This is a genomic window from Mesorhizobium sp. M1078 (genome assembly GCF_040318615.1).
Lineage (GTDB): Bacteria > Pseudomonadota > Alphaproteobacteria > Rhizobiales > Rhizobiaceae > Mesorhizobium.
In genome coordinates this window covers 51,370-72,916 of record NZ_JAMYMP010000024.1, presented here as the reverse complement: position 1 = coordinate 72,916, position 21,547 = coordinate 51,370, and the positions used below count along the sequence as shown (strand labels likewise).

General features: G+C 64.4%; 17 protein-coding genes and 1 pseudogene. 6 read left to right on the top strand and 12 right to left on the bottom strand.

Annotation, left to right across the window (positions count from 1 at the left end):
• The first annotated feature begins 2 nt into the window (after window positions 1-2).
• Entirely contained in the window at window positions 3-2,240 is a 2,238-nt protein-coding gene (locus tag NKH38_RS24660) for a mannose-1-phosphate guanylyltransferase/mannose-6-phosphate isomerase (protein WP_352763902.1), read from the top strand.
• A gap of 188 nt (window positions 2,241-2,428) precedes the next feature.
• On the opposite strand, the gene betB is transcribed toward NKH38_RS24660, so the two are convergent.
• The 5 genes from betB to betI are packed head-to-tail and all read right to left on the bottom strand — an operon-like array spanning window position 2,429 to window position 8,729.
• Window positions 2,429-3,892: a betaine-aldehyde dehydrogenase gene (gene betB, locus NKH38_RS24655; protein ID WP_023731003.1), complete on the bottom strand. Its 1,464-nt coding sequence runs from the start codon at window positions 3,890-3,892 to the stop codon at window positions 2,429-2,431.
• A gap of 51 nt (window positions 3,893-3,943) precedes the next feature.
• Window positions 3,944-5,596 (bottom strand): choline dehydrogenase, encoded by a 1,653-nt coding sequence (gene betA, locus NKH38_RS24650; RefSeq protein WP_352763906.1) that lies wholly within the window; start codon window positions 5,594-5,596, stop codon window positions 3,944-3,946.
• A gap of 3 nt (window positions 5,597-5,599) precedes the next feature.
• On the bottom strand, window positions 5,600-6,604 hold the full coding sequence (locus tag NKH38_RS24645; RefSeq protein ID WP_352763909.1) for a threonine/serine dehydratase family protein: 1,005 nt from the start codon (window positions 6,602-6,604) through the stop codon (window positions 5,600-5,602).
• Window positions 6,601-8,130, bottom strand: coding sequence for a choline-sulfatase (gene betC / locus NKH38_RS24640; RefSeq protein WP_023731005.1), 1,530 nt, complete (start codon window positions 8,128-8,130; stop codon window positions 6,601-6,603). The genes NKH38_RS24645 and betC overlap by 4 nt, the downstream gene beginning before the upstream one ends.
• Before the next feature lie 8 nt (window positions 8,131-8,138).
• Entirely contained in the window at window positions 8,139-8,729 is a 591-nt protein-coding gene (gene betI, locus NKH38_RS24635; protein WP_023742680.1) for a choline-binding transcriptional repressor BetI, read from the bottom strand.
• Between the two features lie 189 nt (window positions 8,730-8,918).
• Between betI and NKH38_RS24630 the strand changes: the two genes are divergently transcribed.
• Both NKH38_RS24630 and NKH38_RS24625 read left to right on the top strand, forming a co-directional pair.
• Window positions 8,919-10,085 carry an acetyl-CoA acetyltransferase gene (locus NKH38_RS24630; protein WP_352763913.1) on the top strand — a complete coding sequence of 389 codons (1,167 nt, stop codon included), beginning with the start codon at window positions 8,919-8,921 and terminating at the stop codon, window positions 10,083-10,085.
• Between the two features lie 27 nt (window positions 10,086-10,112).
• Entirely contained in the window at window positions 10,113-11,117 is a 1,005-nt protein-coding gene (locus NKH38_RS24625; RefSeq protein ID WP_352763916.1) for an asparaginase, read from the top strand.
• Here NKH38_RS24625 and NKH38_RS24620 read toward each other — a convergent pair.
• Window positions 11,110-12,464, bottom strand: a pseudogene (locus NKH38_RS24620) (TIGR03808 family TAT-translocated repetitive protein). The gene NKH38_RS24625 and the pseudogene NKH38_RS24620 sit on opposite strands and share 8 nt — an antisense overlap.
• Window positions 12,465-12,603: 139 nt before the next feature.
• On the opposite strand from NKH38_RS24620, the gene greA reads away from it, so the two are divergent.
• The gene (greA, locus tag NKH38_RS24615; RefSeq protein ID WP_023670749.1) at window positions 12,604-13,077 is read left to right on the top strand and encodes a transcription elongation factor GreA; all 474 of its coding nucleotides are present in this window, start codon (window positions 12,604-12,606) and stop codon (window positions 13,075-13,077) included.
• Window positions 13,078-13,084: 7 nt separating this feature from the next.
• Here greA and NKH38_RS24610 read toward each other — a convergent pair whose 3' ends face one another.
• The 3 genes from NKH38_RS24610 to NKH38_RS24600 form a co-directional block, all read right to left on the bottom strand.
• Entirely contained in the window at window positions 13,085-13,321 is a 237-nt protein-coding gene (locus NKH38_RS24610; RefSeq protein ID WP_352763920.1) for an AbrB/MazE/SpoVT family DNA-binding domain-containing protein, read from the bottom strand.
• Between the two features lie 63 nt (window positions 13,322-13,384).
• The gene (gene scpA / locus NKH38_RS24605; protein WP_352763923.1) at window positions 13,385-15,505 is read right to left on the bottom strand and encodes a methylmalonyl-CoA mutase; all 2,121 of its coding nucleotides are present in this window, start codon (window positions 15,503-15,505) and stop codon (window positions 13,385-13,387) included.
• Window positions 15,502-16,944, bottom strand: a complete 1,443-nt coding sequence (locus tag NKH38_RS24600; RefSeq protein WP_352535156.1) for a methylmalonyl-CoA mutase subunit beta — start codon at window positions 16,942-16,944, stop codon at window positions 15,502-15,504. Before NKH38_RS24600 ends, scpA begins: the two co-directional genes overlap by 4 nt.
• 348 nt (window positions 16,945-17,292) lie before the next feature.
• Between NKH38_RS24600 and NKH38_RS24595 the strand changes: the two genes are divergently transcribed.
• Together NKH38_RS24595 and NKH38_RS24590 are read left to right on the top strand one after the other, a co-directional pair.
• Window positions 17,293-18,837, top strand: coding sequence for a helicase HerA-like C-terminal domain-containing protein (locus NKH38_RS24595; RefSeq protein WP_352763928.1), 1,545 nt, complete (start codon window positions 17,293-17,295; stop codon window positions 18,835-18,837).
• 71 nt (window positions 18,838-18,908) lie between these two features.
• Entirely contained in the window at window positions 18,909-19,778 is an 870-nt protein-coding gene (locus NKH38_RS24590; RefSeq protein ID WP_352763931.1) for an aldose 1-epimerase, read from the top strand.
• A 4-nt stretch (window positions 19,779-19,782) separates the two neighbouring features.
• Here the strand turns inward: NKH38_RS24590 and NKH38_RS24585 are convergent, their stop codons facing one another.
• From NKH38_RS24585 to NKH38_RS24575, 3 genes are read right to left on the bottom strand one after another with little or no spacing between them, the layout of a single operon-like run.
• Window positions 19,783-20,259 carry a DUF4189 domain-containing protein gene (locus NKH38_RS24585; protein ID WP_023687219.1) on the bottom strand — a complete coding sequence of 159 codons (477 nt, stop codon included), beginning with the start codon at window positions 20,257-20,259 and terminating at the stop codon, window positions 19,783-19,785.
• The gene (locus tag NKH38_RS24580) at window positions 20,256-20,951 is read right to left on the bottom strand and encodes a hypothetical protein (RefSeq protein WP_023727661.1); all 696 of its coding nucleotides are present in this window, start codon (window positions 20,949-20,951) and stop codon (window positions 20,256-20,258) included. The genes NKH38_RS24585 and NKH38_RS24580 overlap by 4 nt, the downstream gene beginning before the upstream one ends.
• Window positions 20,952-20,964: 13 nt before the next feature.
• On the bottom strand, window positions 20,965-21,540 hold the full coding sequence (locus tag NKH38_RS24575) for an invasion associated locus B family protein (RefSeq protein WP_023670757.1): 576 nt from the start codon (window positions 21,538-21,540) through the stop codon (window positions 20,965-20,967).
• Between the last annotated feature and the right edge of the window lie 7 nt (window positions 21,541-21,547).

Below are 21,547 nucleotides of genomic sequence, written 5' to 3'. Positions count from 1 at the left end.
TCATGACCGAGCGCATCGTCAGTTTTGTCATGAGCGGCGGTGTCGGTTCGCGGCTGTGGCCGCTGTCGCGCGAGGACAACCCGAAACAGTTCCACGATCTTTCCGGCGACGGCTCGATGCTGGCCAAGACACTGCGCCGGCTGACGGCGCGGCCGGAGGGCGAAACGCCGATCTTCCTGATCGCCGCCGAGCGCCATGCCGAGCGCGTGCATGCCGACCTTGCCGGCCTCGACCTCGCCGGCGGTGGCCCGCTGTTCGAGCCGACCGGGCGCAACACGGCTGCCGCCGTGGCGCTGGCCGCGCTGCGCACATTGTCGGAGTTCGGCGACAGCCTGGTGCTGGTGGTGCCGTCAGACCACGAAATCGCCACGCCCAAGCAGTTCTGGCAGAGCGTCGAGGCGGGCAGCCAGGCAGCGCTTGCCGGCCGTCTGGTGGTGTTCGGCATCAAGCCGACGCAGCCCGAGACCGGCTATGGGTATATCGAAGTCGCAGCCGAAAGCGGCGGCGTCTTCGACGTGTCGCGCTTCGTCGAAAAGCCCGACCTCGCCACTGCGCAGAGCTATCTCAGTGCGGGCACCTTCTACTGGAACACCGGCATTTTCCTATTTCGCGCCGGCGCCATGCGCGACGCATTTGCGGCCTTCCAGCCCGACATCTGGCAGGCCACCGAAGCGGCCTACAAGGCAGCGACTTCGGATCTGTCTGGCCTTTATATGCCGCTCGACCTCTATGCCGCCATCCCGTCGAACTCGATCGACTACGCCATCATGGAACGGGCCAAGGACATCGCCATGGTGCCGGCCGGCTTCCGCTGGAACGACCTCGGCTCCTGGCAGTCGCTGCTCGATGTCGGCCCTGCCGACGCCAAGGGCAATGTCGTCGTCGGCGATGTCGTCGCCATCGATTGCGAAAACTCCTACATCAGAAGCGACGGCCGGCTTTTGTCGGCAATCGGTATGAAGGATGTCGCCATCGTCTCGACGGCGGACGCCACCTTCGTCGCCCCGGTCAGCCACAGCCAGCACGTCAAGAAAATCGTCGAGCAGCTGGAAAAGTCGGGCCGGCTGGAAACCAGGTTCACGCCGGCACACGACCGCGTCATCGAGAGCGGCGCCTGGCGTCGGCGCGTGCATCACTGGCTGTTCGAGGAGACCTTGCCGCTGTGGTCGACTTCAGGCGTCGATGAGCGTCATGGCGGCTTCCACGAGGCGCTCGGCTTCGACGGCGAGGCGCTGTTGAAGCCCAAGCGCATGCGCACGACGGCGAGGCAAGTCTACGCCTTCGCCGTTGCCAAGGCCCGCGGCTGGGACGGTCCAGCCGATCGCCTGATCTCCCATGGCATCGCCTTCATGGCCGGCAAGGGCCGCACGGACCGGGGCGGCTGGGTGCGCACGCTCAATGTCGACGGCTCCGTCGCCGACCCAACCGAGGATGCCTACGACCATTCCTGCGTGCTGCTGGCGCTGGCGCATGCGCATATGTGCGGCAATCCGGATGCGCTGCGGCTGGGCCAGGAGACCTTCGTGTTCCTCGACGCGCATCTCGAGGACAGCCGCATGACCGGTTTCCTCGAGACGTCGGACGGGGAGGGCGAGCGGCGCTCCAACCCGCATATGCATCTGCTCGAGGCCTTCCTCGCCTGGTATGAGGCGACCGGCGACCGCACCTATCTGCGCCGCGCCGCGCGCATCATCGACCTTTTCCGCAGTCATTTCTTCGATGCCGAGAGCTGGACGCTGGGCGAATATTTCGACGCCGGGTGGAAGCCGGCCGCCGGCGAGAAGGGCACATGGACCGAGCCCGGTCATCATTTCGAATGGGCCTCGCTGCTCACCGATTTCGTCGCCCGCAGCGGCCAGGGCGAGTTGAGCAATTTTGCCCGCAAGCTCTACGCCTCGGCCATCGCCAACGGCCTCAACCGCGCCACCGGCCTTGCCTACGGCGCGGTCTCCAGACAGGGCCTGCCGCTCGACCTTGTGTCGCGGAGCTGGCCACAGGCCGAAGCGATCAAGGCGGCGATTGCGCTGGATGGCTCGGGTGGTCCCGACCTCAAGCCGGAAATCGAGGCGCGCGTCGGCCGCCTGTTCCGCTGGCACATCGATCCGGCCCCGCTCGGCCTGTGGATTGACCGCATCGACGAACGCGGCCGCTCCTTGGCATCGGACGTGCCGGCCAGCATCTTCTATCATCTGGTCTGCGCGCTGACGCAGTATCTGGACGGCACGGCGCAGAAGGGGTGAGGCGTTGGAGCTGCCAATCTCCCCCCTTGCGGGGGAGATGCCTGGCAAGGCAGAGGGGGGTGCTGTCCCGCCGACGTCTCAGCTACTCGAAGATCAGACCAAAGGTGGCGATCCGTCACACCCCCCTCTGGCCTGCCGGCCATCTCCCCCGCAAGGGGGGAGATCAGCTGTCACTTCGCTTTCAACCCTCAATACGGGCTCGCCACGTCCCCGGTCTCGACATACACCGCCTTCAGCTGCGAATAGAGCGCTAAAGCCGCCAGCGAGTTCTCGCGCCCGATGCCGGATTGCTTCACCCCGCCAAACGGAATTTCCACTGGCGTCAGATTGTAGGCGTTGATCCAGCAGGTGCCGGCCTGCAGTTCGGCGATCACCCTATGAGCGCGCTGCAGGTCGCGGGTGAAGACGCCGGCGGCGAGGCCGAATTTGGTGTCGTTGGCGCGGTCGATCACCTCGTCCTCGCCGTCGAACTTCAGCACGCTCATCACCGGCCCGAAAATCTCCTCGCGCGCAATGCGCATTGTGTCGGTGACACCGGTGAACACCGTCGGCTCGACAAAGAAGCCGCCATCGAACCCTTGCAGCGACGGCACGTTGCCACCGCAGGCGAGCGTTGCTCCATCCTGCCTGCCGGCCGCGATGTAGGAAACGACCTTCTCCTGCTGCGCCTTGTTGACCAGCGGCCCCATCTGCGTCTCAGGATCGAGCGGATCGCCGATGCGGATCTTTTTCGTCCGCTCGACAAGCCGGTCGACGAAGCGGTCATGGATGCCGCTTTGTACGAAAACACGCGTGCCGTTGGAGCAGATCTGCCCGGTCGAATAGAAATTGCCGAGCATGGCGCCGCCGATGGCGTTTTCGAGATCGGCATCGTCGAACACGATCAGCGGCGACTTGCCGCCGAGTTCCATCGTCGCATGCTTCATCTTCGAGCCGGCGAGCGACAGCACCTTGCGGCCGGTCGGCACCGAGCCGGTCACCGAAACCTTGGCAACGACATCATGGCCGACCAGGCCGGCGCCGACATCGCCATAGCCTTGCACGACGTTGAACAGCCCGTCGGGCAGGCCCGCCTCTGAGTAGATCTCGGCCAGCGCCAGCGCCGACAGCGGCGTGTTCTCCGAGGGCTTGAACACCATGGCGTTGCCCATGGCGAGCGCGGGGGCGGATTTCCAGCCGGCGATCTGGATCGGATAGTTCCAGGCGCCGATGCCGACGCACACACCGAGCGCCTCGCGGCGCGTATAGGCAAAAGGTCCACCAAGATCGATCGCATCGCCGTTGAAGGCGGCAACCGCGCCGCCGAAATATTCGAGGCAGTCGGCGGCCGATAGTGCATCCGCCACCAGCGTCTCCTGGATCGCTTTGCCGGTGTTGAGCGTCTCGATCCGCGCCAGATCGGCGTTGCGCGCGCGCAAAATGTCGGCGGCGCGGCGCAGGATGCGGCCACGCTCGACCGGCTTCATCCGCGCCCAGGCCGGTTGTGCGGCCCGCGCGGCTTCGATGGCGAGCTCCAGCACGTTCGGAGTCGCCGAATGCAAAGTGGCGATGACCTCACCGGTCGCCGGATAGATCACCGGCAGCGGCGCGCCGCCTTCGTCCTCGATGTAGCGGCCGTTGACATAGTGCGATGCCGTTGGCTGGGCGCGCATGCTGTTCTCCAGATGTATTCGCTATTGCGGAGCAGTCCGCCGGACAATGCCCTATCGATCCGCCACCTGCCAGCGCGGATTGATCCAGGGTTCCTGGTTGGACGGCGCCAGTGGCGTGCGGCCGAGAATGTGGTCGGAGGCCTTCTCGCCGGTCATGATCGACGGCGCGTTGAGGTTGCCGTTGGTCACCCGCGGGAAGATCGAGGAGTCGGCGACGCGCAGGCCGTCGACGCCGATTACCCGGCACTCCGGATCGACCACGCTCATGATGTCGTCGGCGCGGCCCATCTTGCAGGTGCCGCACGGGTGGTAGGCACTCTCGGCATGATCGCGGATGAAGGCGTCGAGATCCTCGTCCGACTGGACGTGCGAACCCGGCGAGATTTCCTTGCCGCGAAAGCCGTCAAAAGCCTTCTGGCCGAAGATCTCGCGGGTCAGCCGGATGCAGTGGCGGAACTCGGTCCAGTCGTCTGGATGCGACATGTAGTTGAAGCGGATGACCGGCGTCGCTTTCGGGTCGGGCGAGCGCAGCGTCACCGAACCGCGCGACTTCGACCGCATCGGCCCGACATGCGCCTGGAAGCCATGCGCCTTCGCCGCCGCCTTGCCGTCATAGCGCACCGCCGCCGGGATGAAGTGGTACTGGATATCGGGGTAGTCGACACCGGCCTGCGAGCGTACGAAGGCCGCGGCCTCGAAATGGTTGGTGGCGCCGAGGCCGGTCTTGAAGAACAGCCACTGCGCCCCGATCAGCGTCTTGGAGAATGGGTTGAGAACCGAATTCAGCGTGATCGGCTGGGTCGATTCCTGCTGGATGTAGAGCTCCATATGATCCTGCAGATTGCGGCCGACACCGGGCCGGTCGGCCACGACCTGGATGCCGTTCTCCGTGAGATGCGCGGCCGGGCCGATACCGGATAGCATCAGGATCTTGGGCGAATTGATCGACGATGCGGCGACGATCACCTCACGTCGTGCCTTAACGACCTGAATCTGTTTGTGAGCTTCCATCTCGACTCCGACGGCACGCTGATTCTCGATGATCACCCGGCGGGCGAAGCCTCTGATCACGCTGACATTTTGCCGCTTGAGCGCCGGCTTCAGATAGGCTGACGCCGCCGACCAGCGGCGGCCGCCGCGTATGGTTTGCTCCATCGGTCCGAAGCCTTCCTGCTTCGAGCCATTGTAGTCGTCGGTCAGTTCGAACCCGGCTTGGCGGCCGGCCTCGACAAAGGCGCCGTAGAGCGGATTCTTGCGCGGGCCACGCTGGACGTGCAGCGGGCCGCCGTGGCCGCGCCAGCCGTCCTCGCCCCCGCCACTGTCCTCCATGCGCTTGAAATAGGGCAGCACGTCGGCGAAGCCCCAGCCGGCCGCCCCCTGTTCGGCCCAGTGGTCGAAGTCGCGTGCGTGGCCCCTGACATATACCATGCCGTTGATCGAGGACGAGCCGCCGATCACCTTGCCGCGTGGCGTCGCCAGCACGCGGCCGCCGAGATGCGGCTCTGGTTCGCTGGCAAAGCCCCAGTCGTAAAGGCTCATGTTGAGCGGGATCGACAGCGCCGACGGCATCTGGATCAGCGGCCCGATATCGGTGCCGCCGAACTCGATGACGATCACCGAATGCTTGCCGTCTTCCGACAGCCGGTAGGCCATGGCCGAGCCGGCCGAGCCGGAGCCGATGATGACGAAGTCTGCTTCAAGCATGGTTCACATGCGCCCATCGTTCATATGCGAAATAAAATCGGCGAGCGAGACATTGCCGCCGGTAGCCATGACCAGGACCGTTTTACCCGTCACATCCACCTTGCCGCCGAGCAGCGCCGCCAGAGAGGCGGCGCCTGACGGCTCGAGCACCAGCTTCATCCGCTCGAAGGCGATCTTCATCGCTTGCCTAACCGACTGGTCGTCGACGGTGATGCCGCGCACGCCGGCGGTCCTGACCGCCGCGAACGGCGCGTCGCCCGGCCGCCGCGACATCAGCCCGTCGCAAATCGATTTCGGCGCGATCGGCATGGTCTCGATGGCGCCATGCGCTAGCGATGCACCCATGCCGTTGAAGCCTTCCGGCTCGACGCCGATGATCTCGGTTGCCGGCGACAGATAGTGGAAGGCGAGCGACATGCCGCCGATCAGTCCGCCGCCGCCGACCGAGCAGAACAGAAGGTCGGCACTGGCGTCCTTTGCCTCGAGTTGTTCGAGCGCTTCGAGCCCGGCGCCGGCCTGGCCGGCAACGATCTCCGGATCGTCGAATGGATGCAGCAACGCCAGCCCTTCGGTCTCGGCAATCTCGCGGGCCTTGGCGGCTGCGACCTCTTCACGGGCGCGCTCGCCATGATCGGTCAGCACGACGCGCGCGCCATAGCCTGCGGTCGCATCGCGCTTGGCGGCCGGCGCGTCGAGCGGCATGACGATGGTGACGGGAATGCCGAGCGCCTGGCCGGCGGCTGCCAACCCTTGCGCGAAATTGCCGGAGGAGTAGGCGACGACGCCTTTTATGGCCTCATCCGGCGACAGCCGCTTCAACCGCCAATAGGCGCCGCGCACCTTGAACGATCCCGCCCATTGCAGCGATTCCGGTTTGATGAAGACGCGGGCCGCACCCGTCTCCTTGGCCAAGGCTGTCGATTCCAGCAAAGGCGTGATCTGCGTCGCCTTCGACGTCACGGCATAGGCCTGTCTGAGGTGCTCGAGGGAGGGGACAATTGTCATCATTCGCCTCGCGGAAAGCGTTTCTGTTCCTCGAGATTGTCGAGGTTCATGTGGTTGCGCATGTAGCGTTCCGACGCCTTCTGCAGTGGCTGGAACTCCCAGGGGTAATGCGTGCCGTTGCGCAGCGCGGGATAAACCACCCAGCGCCGCGCCTGGCTGACGCGCACCGCGGCATCGAATGCCGCCATGTCCCAGCGCGCTCGCACGGCTCCCGTGAAGGCCGCCACCAGATCGGCATGCGCCGGATCGGTGGCAAGATTGGTGCGTTCTTGCGGATCGGCTTCGAGATCGAACAGAAGCGGCGGGTCGATCTCGCAATGGATGAATTTGTAGCGGCCGTCGCGGATCGCCACCAACGGCGCGTTGGAGCCCTCGGCGGCATATTCCATCAGCACCGGCGCGGTGCGCTGTCCGCCATCAAGCAACGGCAGCAGCGACTGGCCATCGGTCCACGGTGCGATCGCGGAGATGTCGATGCCGGCGAGATCGCACAGCGTCGGCGTCACGTCGAGGTTGGAGACCGGCGCCTCGATCAGCCCTGCAGGAATGCCTTTGCCGGCGATCATCAAAGGTACTCGCGCCGAGCCCTCGAAAAAATTCATCTTGAACCACAGGCCGCGCTCGCCAAGCATGTCGCCATGGTCGGAGCAGAACAGGATGATGGTGTCGTCCAGCATGCGCGTTCGCTCCAGCACTGACATCAACTCGCCGACCTTGTCGTCGAGATAGGAGATGTTGGCGTAGTAGCCGCGCCGCGAGCGGCGGATCTGCTCCGGCGTGATGTTGAAACTGTCGTAGTCGCTGGCCCGGTAAAGCCGTTGCGAATGCGGGTCCTGATGGGCATAGGGGATGAATCCCACCTCCGGCTCAAGCGCCGGACAGTCTTCATAGAGATCCCAATATTGCCGCCGTGCGACATAGGGGTCGTGCGGGTGGGTGAAGGAAACCGTCAGGCACCAGGGCCGGCTGGCCTCGTCCTCGGAGGTGCGGGCAAGATCGTAAAGTTTTTGCACCGCGTGGAAGGCGACCTCGTCGTCATACTCCATCTGGTTGGTGATCTCGGCAACGCCGGCGCCGGTGACAGAGCCCAGATTGTGATACCACCAGTCGATGCGCTCGCCGGGCTTGCGGTAATCCGGCGTCCAGCCGAAATCGGCGGGATAGATGTCGGTGGTCAGCCGCTCCTCGAAACCGTGCAACTGGTCAGGGCCGACGAAATGCATCTTGCCCGACAGGCAAGTGTAGTAGCCGGCGCCGCGCAGATGGTGGGCATAGGTCGGGATCGAGGAAGCGAATTCGGCGGCGTTGTCATAGACCTGGGTGCGCGACGGCAATTGCCCGCTCATGAAGGCGGCGCGGCCCGGCGCGCAAAGCGGCGAGGCCGTGTAGTTGTTCTGGAAGCGCGCGGCACGCGCGGCCAGCGCCTTGAGGTGCGGCGCATACAGGAAGTCCGCCGGCCCGTCCGCAAACAGCGTGCCGTTGAGCTGATCGACCATGACGATCAGGATGTTGGGTCGCCTTGATATCACTGAGGCTGTCACTGTGTCTGTCGCCCGCCGAGTTTGATTTCGAGATAATCTTCGACCAGCGCGATCGCGGTTTGAGCATCCGGCACGCCGTCCTTCAGCGCGCGCCTGATGTACAGCCCGTCGATCATCGCCGCGACCGCTTCCGCCGCGCGGTCGGCCTCGTTGCGCGGCAGTATGCCGGTCAGTCCGCTCATCAGGTTCGAGTGCAGCCGCCGCGCATAGACCCTGAGCAGCCTGCGCAGGGCCGATGATTTCTGTGCCTCGACATAAAAGGCGAGCCAGGCCGCGATGGTTTCCGGCCGGAACTGGATGTCGGAGAAGTTGACGGCGACCACCGCCGAGACGCGTTCGCGCGGCGAGCCGGCGGATTGCAGGGCGCGCCGCATGTCGATGGTCAGTTCGGCCAGTATGTGCCGCATCGTCGCCAGCAGCAGTTCGTCCTTGGCGCCGAAATAATGGTGGGCAAGGGCCGACGACACGCCCGCCCGTCCGGCGATCTCCGACATGGTCACATCAAGCGAGCCGCGCTCGCCGATCGCCGAGATCGTCGCGTCGATGAGCGCCTTGCGGCGCAACGGTTCCATTCCGACTTTCGGCATTGGGGAGATCCAGATCAAAACCGAGATTATTTTTTATTGACGGATCAATCAATAAAAAACTCGCGCTCGGATCAACCGATCGTGTCGCTCTGGCCCATCCCTTGGACTGGAAAACGGTTCACTGTTGAACAATATTAGAGGCTGATGCCGCGCTATGACATGTTAGGCTTGCGGCGAACGGAGGTTGCCATGACCGCATGCATCGTCGGCTGGGCGCATTCGCGCTTCGGCAAGCTTGAAGCCGAGACGCTCGAGGGCCTGATCACAAAGGTCGCGGTCGACGCGCTCGACCATGCCGGCATTGGCCCGGACGAGGTCGACGAGATCGTGCTCGGCCATTTCAACGCCGGCTTCTCCCCTCAGGATTTTACCGCCAGCCTGGTGCTGCAGGCCGATGACCGGCTGCGCTTCAAGCCGGCGACGCGGGTCGAGAACGCCTGCGCCACGGGTTCGGCAGCGGTCCGCCAAGGCATCCGCGCCATCGACGCCAATGCCGCCCGCATCGTGCTGGTGGTCGGTGCCGAGCAGATGACGACGACCCCCGGCCCCGAGATCGGCAAGAACCTGCTCAAGGCTTCCTATCTGCCGGAGGAGGGCGACACGCCGGCCGGTTTCGCTGGCGTCTTCGGCAAGATCGCGCAGGCCTATTTCCAGCGTTATGGCGACCAGTCGGACGCGCTGGCGATGATCGCCGCCAAGAACCACAAGAACGGCGTCGACAATCCGTACGCGCAGATGCGCAAGGATTTCGGTTACGAATTCTGCCGCCAGGAAAGCGAGAAGAACCCCTTCGTCGCCGGTCCGCTGAAGCGCACCGATTGCTCCCTGGTTTCCGATGGCGCCGCCGCTCTTGTGCTCACCGACACCTCGACGGCGCTGAAGATGCGCCGCGCCGTCGCCTTCCGCGCCAACGAGCATGTCCAGGATTTCCTGCCGATGTCGAAGCGCGACATCCTGTCTTTCGAAGGCTGCGAGCAGGCCTGGAACCAGGCTTTGAAGAAGGCCGGCGTGACGCTCGACGACCTCTCCTTCGTCGAGACGCATGACTGCTTCACCATTGCCGAACTGATCGAATATGAGGCGATGGGCCTGGCCAAGCCGGGCGAGGGCGCCAGGCTGGCGCTGGACGGCACGACGGCAAAAGACGGCAGGCTCCCGGTCAATCCTTCGGGCGGGCTGAAGGCCAAGGGCCATCCGATCGGCGCCACCGGTGTGTCGATGCATGTGCTGACCGCCATGCAGTTGACCGGCGAAGCAGACGGCATCCAGGTGCCGGACGCAAAGCTTGGCGGCATCTTCAACATGGGTGGCGCTGCCGTCGCCAACTACGTTTCCATCCTCGACCGGATCAGGTAGAAGCGGCCCGTATATTTCGGGGTGGTGATGACAAATCCGGTTCTGGTCGAAGTCTTGCGCGGCGCGATCGTCGAGAGCGCCCATCGCGGCGCTGTCGCAATCTTCGACGGTGACGGCAAGCCTGTCCTGGAGATCGGCGATACGGCGCGGCCGGTGTTTCCGCGCTCGGCGGTCAAGGCGATCCAGGCGCTGCCGCTGGTTGAAACGGGTGCTGCCGATGCGTACGGCTTGGGCGACCGCGAACTGGCGCTGGCCTGCGCTTCGCATTCGGGCGAACCCGCGCATGTCGAACTGGCGCAGGCGATGCTGGCCAAGGCCGGGCTCGACAAGCCGGCGCTGGAATGCGGCGCGCATTGGCCGTCGAGCCACGACGCGACGATCGCACTGGCCCGCACAGGCGTCTCGCCGAACGCACTGCACAACAATTGCTCGGGCAAGCATTCCGGATTTCTCTGCACCTGCGTGCACTCAGGGATTGCCCACCAAGGCTACGTCAAGGCAGGCCATAGTTTGCAGGAGATGGTGCGCGACGCCATGCAGGCGGTGACCGGCGCTGCCCACGATGCGGATCACCGGGCAACCGATGGCTGCTCGATCCCCACCTATGCCGTGCCGCTGAAAAGTTTTGCCCTTGGCTTTGCCCGCATGGCGACGGGCAGGAGCCTTGGCCCTGAGCGCGCCAAGGCGGCCAAACGCCTGCTGTCTGCCTGTATGGCCGAGCCTTTCCTGGTCGCCGGCACCGGCAAAGTGGATGTGGCGCTGATGCAGGCCGCGCCCGGCCGCATATTCGTCAAGACGGGCGCCGAGGGTGTCTATTGCGCTGCCGTTCCGGAGCTTGGCCTCGGCATCGCGCTAAAATGTGATGACGGCGCCGGCCGCGCCGCCGAGGTGATGATTGCCACTGTGCTGGCAAAACTTCTCAGCGCCGACGGCGCACTGGCGGCGAACCTTCTGGAGCGGGCCAATCCGCCGATCGAAAGCCGCATCGGCGCCAAGGTCGGCTCGCTGCGGCCGACGACGGCGCTCAGCTGACCCTGTTTCGCTCGACCGTCAGATGCGCATAGCCGCTTACGCTTGACCGCGCGAGGTCGCCGGTCGCCGGTTCGGCCCAGCGCTGGCCGATGATGGCGCCGTTCTTGGCGCCGTCGATGACGTTGTCGGAAATGATGGCGTTTCCAGCGCCTTCTACCACAGTGACGGCGATGCCGGTTCCGGCCTGACGGATGATGTTTCTCGTCGCCACAACATTGCGCATATAAGCGCCCCAGCCGATCTGCATGCCGTAGAGCGGCGCGTTCTCGATGACATTGCCCGAGACGGTGGTGTCGGCCTCGACGCTGATACCGACGCCGAAGCCCGGCGCGTCGGCGGGGTAGGGGCCGGTGGTCGAGAGGTTGCGCACGATGTTGTTTGAGCAGACACCCATACGGCCGCCGTCGTTGAAATTGACGATCGAGATGCCGTTAGCGGCACCATCGACGATGTTGTTGCCGATGATGGCGCCTTCGAAGGAGAATTCGGAATAGAGCGCGGTTTCGCCCGACCGCGAGCAGGTGTTGCCGGTCATCTGCAGATTGCTGGAACTGTTGGCGCGGATCGCCGAGAAGGCGCAGTCCGAGACGATGTTGCCGGGGACCGAGACATTGCCGGCACGGAAGGCGTTGATGCCATTGCCGTTCTGCCCGGTGCCGCCGCCGCGCGCGCCGATCCGCTGCACGCGGTTGCCGCTGACGATCGTGCCGTCCTCGGCCTGCTGCCAGCGATGCACAAGAATGCCGCCATTGCCACAGTCGGATACGGTGTTGTCGGATATCGCCAGGCCAGCGGCCTCGACGGAGTAGATGCCGGCGTCCGCAGCCCCGAAATCTCGGACCGCCCGATGCGGCCCGACGCATGCTCCAGCGCCAGCCCATGCTTGCCGCTGCCGGTGATCGTGCAATTGTCGATGACGAGATGGGCGACGCGGCGCAGGTCGAGCAGGCCTTGCGCATCGTCGGCCAACCCGCCGTTGGCGCCGTCGAAGACCAATGCGGTGAACTCTATATGCTCGGCCTGTTCGGCCGTCAGCAAATGGCCATTGCCGCCATAGAGGATGCGCGAGGCGCCCGGCACGCCCGAAAGCCTGACGCGGGCGGGCAGGGTCAGGTTGGACACGACATAGGTGCCCGGCGGCAGGAACACCGGCGCATTGCGCTGGCTTGCCTCGGCTAGCATCGTGGCGAAGGCCTTGCTCTGGTCGTCCGGTGCGTCCGGCTCCACGCCAAGCACGGCGGCATTGATCGAGCCAAGCGCTGCCGTCTTCGCCAAGGCGTTATCCAGCGAAACGCCGAGCACCGCAAAGCCGACGGTCCCCTTGAGAAGCGTTCGTCTGTTCAACATCGGCACAGATCCCTGCGATGAAATGGTTCTTCGCAGGAATTGGGCCAGCCGCATAGGTCTCCGCTCGGCCATAGTCCGGCCAATGACCTGGTCCGGCAAGTGGCTTGTGCAGTCACGGAAGCGGGCCTAAGTTTATCCGATGAGCAGAGCTTTTACTCGCGAGGAAGACAGCGAAAACGCCATTGCCGGCATCGGCGAGCGGCCGATCAGCCAACACCGCAATCTGGTGACGGAGCGCGGCCTGGCGATGATCGAGGACAATCTGGCCGATCTGCGCGACATTTTGGCGAAAGCCGAGCGAAAAGCCGATCGCGAGCGCATTGCCGTCGTCTCGCGCGACCTGCGCTACTGGACAGCGCGCCGCGAAAGCGCCGAGCTTTCCGTGCCGGAACCGGGCAGCGACCAGGTGCGCTTCGGCATGGGTGTCACGCTGGAAAGCGATGACGGCAAGAAAGTGCACTGGAAGATCGTCGGCGAGGACGAGGCCGACCCCTCAAAGGGCAGCATCTCACACGTCTCGCCAATGGCCGTGGCGCTGTTCGGCAAGAAGGTCGGCGACGTCGCAAGCGTCAACGGCAAGGAATGGGAAATCGTCAAGCTGTCGGACGCCTGACGCCAGCTCACCCTATTTGCACAGCCAGCTTTCGCAACGCGGGCTCATACTTGTCCATGACATCGCGAGCAGCACGCATTTGCCGTTCGACCTCGTCACACGGCACCGGCCTTAGGATGATGCCGTCGTCGGTTTCGATGATCTGGAGTTCATCGCCCACTTGCAGGCCCAAGCTGTCGAGCGTTTCCCGCGGCAGGATTACAACGCCCGATCCGTCCTCAAGTCCGTGAATGATGGTGTTCATAGCTATACCATAGGTTGCGCCAGATATTGTACGCAACTTTGATAAGCAGTGCAACTGTTTCAATCAGCTCGCCAGCAGCCGGTCCAGCAACCGATCCGCAGCCTCCGGAATAACCGTGCCTGGCGGGAAGATCTCCGCGGCGCCAGCTTCCAGCACCGCGTCATAGTCCTGCGGCGGGATGACGCCGCCGGCGACGATCAGCATGTCGCTGCGGCCGAGCTTCTTCAGCGCGTCGCGTAGTTCGGGGATCAGTGTCAGGTGCCCCGCCGCCAGCGACGAGGCGCCGATGATATGGACGTCCTGCGCCACCGCCAGCCCGGCGATCTCCTCGGGTGTCTGGAACATCGCGCCGACCGTGACGTCGAAGCCGAGATCGGCGAAGGCCGTGGCGATCACCTTCTGGCCACGGTCGTGGCCGTCCTGTCCCATCTTTGCGACCAGGATGCGCGGCTTGCCGCCGGACTTCTTCTCGAAAGCTTCGAGCTTCTCCAGCAATCGGCCGACCGTCAGATTGTCGCCAAGCGCATTGCGATAAACGCCGGAGATCGTTTGCACCGAGGCGACGTGACGGCCAAAGACCTTTTCCAGCGCCAGCGAGATCTCGCCGACCGTGGCATAGGCGCGCGCGGCGCGGATGGCAAATTCCAGCAGGTTTCCGTTACCCTGCGCAGCGCGGGTCAGCGCATCGAGCGCGCTCTCGACCGCGCCGACATTGCGCGTGCCTTTGAGGTCCTGCAGCTTCGACAACTGTCGGGCCCTGACCTCGGCATTGTCGATCTTCAGCACGTCGACCTCGATGTCGTTCTCGGGGCGATGCGCGTTTACGCCAACCAGTATCTGCTCGCCGGAATCGATACGCGCCTGCGTGCGCGCCGCCGCTTCCTCGATGCGCAGTTTTGGAATGCCCTGTTCGGTTGCCGCCGCCATGCCGCCAAGCGCCTCGACCTCTTCGATATGGGCGAGCGCACGCGCCGCCAGATCATGCGTCAGCCGTTCGACATACGCCGAGCCGCCCCATGGATCGATGATGCGGGTGGTGCCGGATTCCTTTTGCAGGATGAGCTGCGTGTTGCGCGCGATGCGGGCCGAGTGGTCGGTCGGCAGCGCCATCGCCTCGTCGAAGGAGTTGGTGTGCAGGGACTGCGTGTGCCCTTGGGTGGCCGCCATCGCCTCGATCATGGTGCGGGTGATGTTGTTGTAGGGGTCCTGCGCCGTCAGCGACCAGCCGGAGGTCTGGCAATGGGTGCGCAGCGACAGCGAGCGTTCGTCCTTCGGTGCAAAATTCTTCTGCATCAGGGTCGCCCACAACATGCGCGCCGCGCGGAGCTTGGCGATCTCCATGAAGAAGTTCATGCCGATCGCCCAGAAGAAGGAAAGCCGCGGGGCGAAACGGTCGATGTCGAGCCCGGCGGCGACGCCGGCGCGGGCATATTCGATGCCGTCGGCGATGGTGTAGGCGAGCTCCAGGTCCGCGGTCGCGCCGGCCTCCTGCATGTGATAGCCGGAGATCGAGATCGAATTGAACTTCGGCATGTGCTGGGAAGTATAGGAGAAGATGTCAGACACGATCCGCATCGAGGGCTTCGGCGGATAGATGTAGGTGTTACGGACCATGAACTCCTTCAGAATGTCGTTCTGAATGGTGCCGGCGAGATCCTTCTGCGCAACTCCTTGTTCTTCGGCCGCAACGATATAGAGCGCCATGATCGGCAGCACCGCGCCGTTCATGGTCATCGACACCGTCATCTCGCCCAGCGGGATGCCGTCGAACAATTGCCGCATGTCGAGGATGGAATCGATGGCCACGCCCGCCATGCCGACATCGCCTGATACGCGCGGATGGTCGCTGTCATAGCCGCGATGGGTGGGCAGATCGAAAGCGACCGAAAGGCCCTTTTGGCCGGCGGCGAGATTGCGCCGGTAGAAGGCGTTGGATTCCTCGGCCGTCGAGAAGCCGGCATATTGCCGGATCGTCCACGGCTGCTGGACATACATAGTCGGATAGGGACCGCGCACGAAGGGCGGCATTCCCGGATAGGTGTCGAGATGCGGCAGCCCCTTGAGATCGCCCTGGCCGTAGAGATGCTTGACGGCAATACCTTCCGGCGTCAGCCGCTGGCCTTTGACCTCGACCGGCGCGCGCCGTGGCGCCGACCAGCCAATGTGGCTGAAATCCGGGATCACTGTGCGGCTCCGATTGCCTGGTCGATGCGGACGGGAAACAGCGCCTCGCACACCGCCACGCCCTCTGTGAAAGGCGGCCGCCGCTCAGCCGCCAGCGTCTCGACCGGGGCATCGTTTTTCAGCGGGTAAAGCGTGGTGCCGATGATTACCCGTTCACCCGACCGGTAGGCCTCGGCGCGGCGCTCGGATGCTGCCGTGACGCGCTTCTGGATATGCCCTTGCTGCAGGCTTGCCAGAACGCCGCCTTCCGCTTCGATCCGCTGGAACTCTTCCCACGCCGCTTCGCACAGGCCCAGGGTCAGCGCCTCGACTGCGCCCGACCCCAAGGCTGGGTCGGCGACATGGTCGATATGGCTTTCATTGGCCATGATCAACTGTGCATTGCGGGCGACGCGGCGGGCAAAGCCGGCCGGCAGCCCGTGGGCGATGGTGTGTGGCAGGATTGAGATCGAATCCGCGCCGCCTGCTGCCGCCGCAAAGCTGGCAATGGTGGTGCGCAGGATGTTGGTTTCGGGATCCGCCGCCGTCATCATGCGGAACGACGTCTCGGCATGGATGTTGGCTGCCGATGCCGGGATGGAACAGGTTTCCTGGATGCGCGCCCACAGCCTGCGCAAGGCCCGGACCTTGGCCATGGACAGGAACTGGTCCTGGTCGACGCTCAGCGCAAAGCCGATATGGGGAGCGGCATAGACAAGCGGCTGGCGCGCATCCTCGAACATCCTGAGGTAGGAGACGGCGGAAGCGAGCATGGTGCCGAGTTCCTGCGCCTCCGTGGCGCCGGCATTGTGGAACACTCGCCCATCCGCCTCCAGCAGCACACCCGGCACGCCCAGCGAGAAGAAATGCGCCAGTGATTGCGGCATCGATGCCTGCAACGCCTCGATCGACATGCGCAGCCGGCCGGTTCCGGCAAAGATTGCCGCCGGGTCGATGCCGAAGGAGAGGTTCAGCTTTGCCGGGTCGGAGCGGCGCTTGCTCAGGAACGCCACCAGCCAGTCAGCGACGGCACGGCTCCAGGGATGGGCGTCGATGCGGATCTGCGTGCGGTTTAGCGGTACGCCGTCCAGCACCGTCTCCAGCGCCTGCGCCGTCCTCGGCAGGCCATAGCCGAACGCATTCGGAGCACCTTCGAAGACAAGCGACAATCCCGTCGCGCCTTGTGCCACATCGTCCAGGGCCTGCGCCTTGGCGCGGCCGATATCGGGATCGTCAATGCGCTGGCTGACGATCCAGGGCAATTTGGGGTTGGCGCGCACAAGCGGCTCGGCGCCGGCGGCGCGATCGTAGAGCGGTTCGATGCGAATCTGATCGTCGGTATGCGAGACCAGTTTTTCCTCGAAGGAGGCGCCGGCGAGCGCCTTTTCGGCCAAGGCCAGCCAACGCTGGCGCTCGACGTCAGCGGGTTCGACACTCCTGGTCAAGGCTCCGGCGCCCATCCATGCTCCTCGTTTTTATGCGGCCGCACCAGCGTCAGCCGTCCAGTCTACGGTTCCCTGCCAGATATCGCAATGCAATGCGCTTGCGCGGTTGGGATTCGCTTCCCTGACATAGGGCAGCCTGCGTGGACGAACCATGAACGATTGCCAAACAGCGGCAAAATCCGCAAGTTCCAAAAACCGATTTGGAGGATTGGTTCAATTTAGACGATTGGCCCAATCTGGATGAATAGCCAACTGGATGGATAGCCCAATTGGAGAATAGCATTGTCGCTGCGCAATGGCCTGACTATACCCTGCGGCAAGGCCACAGGCTTTTAACACATCAGTTTGCGGAGACATGGCCATATGGCTGACGACACCAGCATTTTCCTCGGCGCCAGCCGCAAACCCGACGACAGCGATCAGCGCGCCGAACAGCTCTTGCTGCAATATGGCAACCGCCATGGCCTGATCACCGGCGCCACCGGCACCGGCAAGACGGTCAGCCTGCAGATCCTGGCCGAGGGGTTTTCCAATGCCGGCGTGCCTGTGTTCTGCGCCGATATCAAGGGCGACCTGTCTGGCATCGCCATGATGGGCAAGGCGCAGGATTTCCTGGTCAAGCGGGCCGAGCAGGTCAAGCTCGATCCCTATGACTTCCAGGAATTCCCGGTCATCTTCTGGGACCTGTTCGGCGAGCAGGGCCATCCGATCCGCGCCACCGTCTCGGAAATGGGGCCGCTGCTTCTGTCGCGGCTGATGAACCTCTCCGAAGCGCAGGAAGGCATCATGAACATCGCCTTCCGCATCGCCGATGAGGATGGCCTGCTGCTGCTCGACATGAAGGATCTGCAGGCGCTGCTGGCCAACATCGCCGAGCGCGCCGACGAGATCAGCTCGCGGTACGGCAATGTCACCAAGCCGTCGGTCGGCGCAATCCAGCGCACGCTTCTCGTGCTGGAACAGCAGGGCGCGGCGCATTTCTTTGGGGAACCGGCCTTGCGCATCGCCGACATCATGCGCACCACCCGCGACGGCCGTGGCGCCATCAGCGTGCTTGCCGCCGACAGATTGATGATGAACCCCAGGCTCTACGGCACCTTCCTGCTCTGGCTGATGTCGGAGCTGTTCGAGGAATTGCCCGAGGTCGGTGATCCCGACAAGCCGAAGCTGGTGTTCTTCTTCGACGAGGCGCATCTGCTTTTCGACGAAGCGCCGAAGGTGCTGATCGACCGCGTCGAGCAGGTGGTTCGCTTGATCCGCTCGAAAGGCGTCGGCGTCTATTTCGTCACGCAGAACCCTTTGGATATCCCTGAAAAGGTTCTCGCCCAGCTCGGCAACCGTGTGCAGCACGCGCTGCGCGCCTATACGCCGCGTGAGCAGCAGGCGGTCAAGACCGCCGCCGACACTTTCCGGCCCAACCCGGATTTCGACTGCGCCACCGCCATCACCCAGCTCGGCACCGGCGAGGCGCTGGTCTCGACGCTGGAGGTCAAGGGCGTGCCGTCCATGGTGCAGCGGACATTGATCCGGCCGCCGTCGTCCAGGCTTGGCCCGATCACGGCGGACGAGCGCCGCAAGCTGATCGACCAGAGCCCGGTCGCCGGCCAGTACGACCAGACCATCGACCGCGAATCGGCCTTCGAGATGCTGCAGAAGAAAGCCAGGGATGCGCAGGACGAGCAGGCGCAGCAGGCCGACACTGGCCGCTCGCGCTGGACTATTCCGGGCTTCGGCAATGACGATCCGCCGCCGCCGCAATCAGGCGGTCGCCGCGCCCCGGCGCCGCGCCCGTCCAACCGCCAGACGGTGGCCGAAGCCGCGATCAAAGCGGTGGTGCGCTCGGTCGGCTCGTCGGTCGGCCGCGCGATCGTGCGCGGGATTCTGGGCAGCCTGTCCAGGGGGCGGTGAAAAGTGTCAGCCAGCCCGCCTCGGACATGATCAGCGGCCAGAACATCGCTATCGACGGCGGTTGGTGAGGGGTGGCCGGCCTCCTGGAACTGCGCGACGACCGCGCCCGTCTGGTCCTGGCGCCGCAAAAGGGCGCGGCGATCGCCCGCTTCGACGCACTGGTCTGCGGCGCAACGGTGCCGCTGCTCCGCCCCGACGATGGCACCGGCGCCTCCGGCTGCCAGCTTCTGGTTCCCTGGTCGAACCGCATCTCAGGCGGCGGTTTCGCCTTCGACGGCCGCTTCCATGCGATCGAGCCGAACGTGCCGGGGGAGGCCTTTCCAATCCATGGCGACGGCTTCCAGAGGGAGTGGCGGATTGCCAGCCACAGCGCCACCGAGGCAGAACTGGTCCTCGACGCCGGTGGAATCGCCCCCTACCGATATACGGCGCGGGTCGCCTATGCGCTGCATGACGGGGCCTTGGATGCCACGCTCACGGTGGAGAATCGCACCGGCATTCGCCTGCCTTACGGGCTCGGCTTTCATCCGTGGTTCCCGCGCAGCGCCGGAACGACGCTCGAGGCGAAGGCGGCGCGGGTCTGGCTGGAGGACAAGCATCATCTGCCGGTCGGCGTGGCGCCGGTGGCCGATTACCCCGCGTGGAATTTCTCGAACGCCTCCCTGTTGCCGCGGAGCTGGGTCAACAACGCCTTCGACGGCTGGGACCGCCGCGCCAGGATCACCCGGCCCGAGGACAGGATCGCTATCTCGCTCACCGCCTCGCCATTGCTCGACGTCTTCATCCTCTATTCGCCGTCGCAGGATGCCGATTTCTTCTGCTTCGAGCCGGTGTCGCATACCGTCGATGCGCATCACGGCAAAGGGCTGACCCCGCTTGAGCACGGCGCTACGCTGAGTGCAAACATGCGGCTCGATTGGCGTTCCGCTGCTTCGCTCTGATGCGTCATGTGCACACCCACTCGCGGATCTTGCATTTTTGTCCGTTCCGCTCGCACGCCTGCAGTGTCAGGTCTTCGGCATCCCGGCGTGTTTGCGCCGTCTCGGCGCCCCAACTGGTCAGCCGCCCTTCCGGCTTCTCGCCTACGGCGAGGGCGCCGCAATGCTTGTAGGGAAAGCCGGTATTGTCGTCATCGTCCCAATGGCGATGGTTGCGGAATACGCTGACCACGGCGCAGCTGCCGCCGCCGGCGTTCTGGCAATGCTTCAGCGCGATGTCCATCGCCTCCTGCCGCTTGTCGGCGCCCCAAAAGAAGCCGTGCTTCTCGTCGGGGCTCGAATAGGCGATCGCCGCCCAGATGCCTCTCTCCTCCTGGGCCGGCGGCTCGGGCACGTCCGCCGCCGGGGCGAGGTCCGCCGCGCCCAGCCGCCCGGCGCAAAGCAACAGCATGCCGATCGCCGCAATGGCGGAATTAACCCTCATTGTACGCCTCCTTGTTTTCCTGCTGCCGAGGCCACGGAAATGACGACGCAGCTGTTGCCGGTGGGCAGCAGCATCGCGTTGCCCCCTCCATTGGCCAGTTCGTAGACGCTGATTTGTCCAAGATTGTTGGCGAGCTTGCTGTCTTTCGGAAGCAGGGCCGGAACATCGGCGCAATTGGCCGCGAATGGCGCCACCCTGACCATCGTACCTTCGCAAACGGATGCGGTGGGTGCCGCGAACACCAGGCCTGCCGCCGGGCCGCTGTAGCCCTGTGTGGCGTAGTTCATGCCGACCAGGGCTTCCACGAGGTGTTTGTCGGGGGCCTCGTTGTTCCAGATCGACTGGACGCTGTACGTCGTGCCGGTTGTCAGCATCTGCCCAAGGGCTGGGAAAATGTTGGAACAAGACTGCAAGCCTGCCTCTTTGGCGTGTTGCAGAAATGGCGTCTCGGCCAGGGCCGGATTGGGCTGGTTGGTCTCCGCGACCGCCGGCTGCGGCAATAAATTGTGGAGCAGGTCGTAGCGCATGGCCGCGAAGCCGGCCGTGGCGACGACGGCAATGGCGAGCAACGAGAAGACAGCGGTCCTCGCGCGGTTTCGTTGCGGTCTGCTCCGGTCTTCGATGCCGACCCGGACAGCATCCTTTCCCTGGTTGCGGGACATTATCCGGTCATGGATCGATTGCTGGTTCATCGCGATTGCCTCGTCAATTGATCGCCGCAACGGCCGCGGCCAAGCCCTTGAGGGTCGCGGTTACGTTGATCGTCCTGCCATCCGTGGTCGGGAAGGAGATGACGGATGCCGCGGCCTTCGAAATCTGTTCGCGCATGATCGGACCAACCGGCAGCATGCCGACGCAGACGGCCTGATTGCATCCGTCGAGTTGAATTTTTATCGGCTCCTTGCGCCCCTCGAATGTCAGCGAGACAGGAGCGTCGCTCTTGGCGATCGGCGGGGCGCGCAAGATCATGTAGGGGTTGCCTTCCTTGGTGGCGGCAAGCGACCAGCTGAACGCAACCTGTCCTGCCTGGTCCTCGATGATCTGGGTGACATTGCAGACCTTTTGGCGCGCCTTCAGGTTCTCGTCGCAGATCAGCGTCCAGTTCTCGAACGGACGGGTGGTCCGTTGATATTCGCCAAGCTTCGCATCCGCAGGGATCGCTACGTCGGAAGGTTTTACCCTGTAGCCGGAAGGGATCGCTTCCTGCCCGGCCGCTAACGGGCCGGACAGGAGCATTGACGTCATGGATATCGCGACAGCAAGGACTGCCTGCCTGATCATGGCCGGG

Coding starts and splice junctions, on each gene's coding strand:
- NKH38_RS24660 (WP_352763902.1), top strand. CDS start 3: ATGACCGAGCGCATCGTCAGTTTTGTCATGAGCGGCGGTGTCGGTTCG.
- betB (WP_023731003.1), bottom strand. CDS start 3,892: ATGCGCGCCCAGCCAACGGCATCGCACTATGTCAACGGCCGCTACATC.
- betA (WP_352763906.1), bottom strand. CDS start 5,596: ATGCTTGAAGCAGACTTCGTCATCATCGGCTCCGGCTCGGCCGGCTCG.
- NKH38_RS24645 (WP_352763909.1), bottom strand. CDS start 6,604: ATGATGACAATTGTCCCCTCCCTCGAGCACCTCAGACAGGCCTATGCC.
- betI (WP_023742680.1), bottom strand. CDS start 8,729: ATGCCGAAAGTCGGAATGGAACCGTTGCGCCGCAAGGCGCTCATCGAC.
- NKH38_RS24630 (WP_352763913.1), top strand. CDS start 8,919: ATGACCGCATGCATCGTCGGCTGGGCGCATTCGCGCTTCGGCAAGCTT.
- NKH38_RS24625 (WP_352763916.1), top strand. CDS start 10,113: ATGACAAATCCGGTTCTGGTCGAAGTCTTGCGCGGCGCGATCGTCGAG.
- greA (WP_023670749.1), top strand. CDS start 12,604: ATGAGCAGAGCTTTTACTCGCGAGGAAGACAGCGAAAACGCCATTGCC.
- NKH38_RS24610 (WP_352763920.1), bottom strand. CDS start 13,321: ATGAACACCATCATTCACGGACTTGAGGACGGATCGGGCGTTGTAATC.
- NKH38_RS24600 (WP_352535156.1), bottom strand. CDS start 16,944: ATGGGCGCCGGAGCCTTGACCAGGAGTGTCGAACCCGCTGACGTCGAG.
- NKH38_RS24595 (WP_352763928.1), top strand. CDS start 17,293: ATGGCTGACGACACCAGCATTTTCCTCGGCGCCAGCCGCAAACCCGAC.
- NKH38_RS24585 (WP_023687219.1), bottom strand. CDS start 20,259: ATGAGGGTTAATTCCGCCATTGCGGCGATCGGCATGCTGTTGCTTTGC.
- NKH38_RS24580 (WP_023727661.1), bottom strand. CDS start 20,951: ATGAACCAGCAATCGATCCATGACCGGATAATGTCCCGCAACCAGGGA.
- NKH38_RS24575 (WP_023670757.1), bottom strand. CDS start 21,540: ATGATCAGGCAGGCAGTCCTTGCTGTCGCGATATCCATGACGTCAATG.